The 1,596-nt window shown below is 45.6% G+C and carries 1 rRNA gene; it reads right to left on the reverse strand.

From position 1 onward, the window contains the following. Window positions 1-15: 15 nt before the first annotated feature. Window positions 16-1,594: ribosomal RNA gene (locus tag GJT95_RS02325) — 16S ribosomal RNA — on the reverse strand. Between the last annotated feature and the right edge of the window lie 2 nt (window positions 1,595-1,596).

The following is a 1,596-nucleotide window of genomic DNA, read 5'->3' on the forward strand; positions in this document are numbered from 1 at the left end:
TAGAATTTTGATAGTAAAGGAGGTGATCCAACCACAGGTTCCCCTACGGTTACCTTGTTACGACTTCACCCCAGTTATGAATCATAAAGTGGTAAGCGCCCTCCTTTTTTCAAAGGTTAAACAACTTACTTCTTTTACAACCCACTTCCATGGTGTGACGGGCGGTGTGTACAAGGCCCGGGAACGTATTCACCGTAGCATTCTGATCTACGATTACTAGCGATTCCGACTTCATAGAGTCGAGTTGCAGACTCTAATCCGAACTAAGATATATTTTGTGAGATCCGCTTACTTTTACAAGGATGCTTCTCTTTGTATATACCATTGTAGCACGTGTGTAGCCCTGGTCGTAAGGGCCATGATGACTTGACGTCGTCCTCACCTTCCTCCGGTTTATCACCGGCAGTCTTCTTTGAGTTCCCAGCCTAACTGATGGCAACAAAGAATAAGGGTTGCGCTCGTTGCGGGACTTAACCCAACATTTCACAACACGAGCTGACGACAGCCATGCAGCACCTGTCTCATGGTTCCCGAAGGCACTAAAATATCTCTATTAAATTCCATGGATGTCAAGACCAGGTAAGGTTTTTCGCGTTGCATCGAATTAAACCACATGCTCCACCGCTTGTGCGGGCCCCCGTCAATTCATTTGAGTTTTAACCTTGCGGTCGTACTCCCCAGGCGGTCGACTTAACGCGTTAGCTACGAAAGTTATAAGTCAAGCTTACAACCTTCAAGTCGACATCGTTTACAGCATGGACTACCAGGGTATCTAATCCTGTTTGCTCCCCATGCTTTCGCACCTGAGCGTCAGTATTCGTCCAGGGGGCCGCCTTCGCCACTGGTATTCCTCCAGATATCTACGCATTTCACCGCTACACCTAGAATTCTACCCCCCTCTACGAAACTCGAGTTAATTAGTTTCAAATGCAGTTCCTAAGTTAAGCTTAGGGATTTCACATCTGACTTAATTAACCGCCTACGTGCTCTTTACGCCCAGTAATTCCGATTAACGCTAGCACCCTCCGTATTACCGCGGCTGCTGGCACGGAGTTAGCCGGTGCTTCTTTTACAAGTAACGTCAATAATGAAATGTATTAAATTTCATTGTTTCTTTCTTGTTGAAAGTACTTTACAACCCGAAGGCCTTCTTCATACACGCGGCATAGCTGCATCAGGCTTTCGCCCATTGTGCAATATTCCCCACTGCTGCCTCCCGTAGGAGTCTGGACCGTGTCTCAGTTCCAGTGTGGCTGATTGTCCTCTCAGACCAGCTAGGGATCGTCGCCTAGGTAGGCTTTTACCCTACCTACTAGCTAATCCCATCTGGGTTCATCTAATGGTATAAGGTTTTATATAAAATAAATATATAAAATCCCCTACTTTGGTCTTTTAAAAGACATTATGAGGTATTAGCTATCGTTTCCAATAGTTATCCCTCTCCATAAGGCAGATCCCCAGATATTACTCACCCGTCCGCCGCTTGCCGACAATAAAAAAAATAAAACTTTCTTTTATTTCGCTGCCGCTCGACTTGCATGTGTTAGGCTTGCCGCCAGCGTTCAATCTGAGCCATGATCAAACTCTTCAATTTTA

The organism is Enterobacteriaceae endosymbiont of Donacia crassipes, from assembly GCF_012569785.1.
GTDB lineage: Bacteria > Pseudomonadota > Gammaproteobacteria > Enterobacterales > Enterobacteriaceae.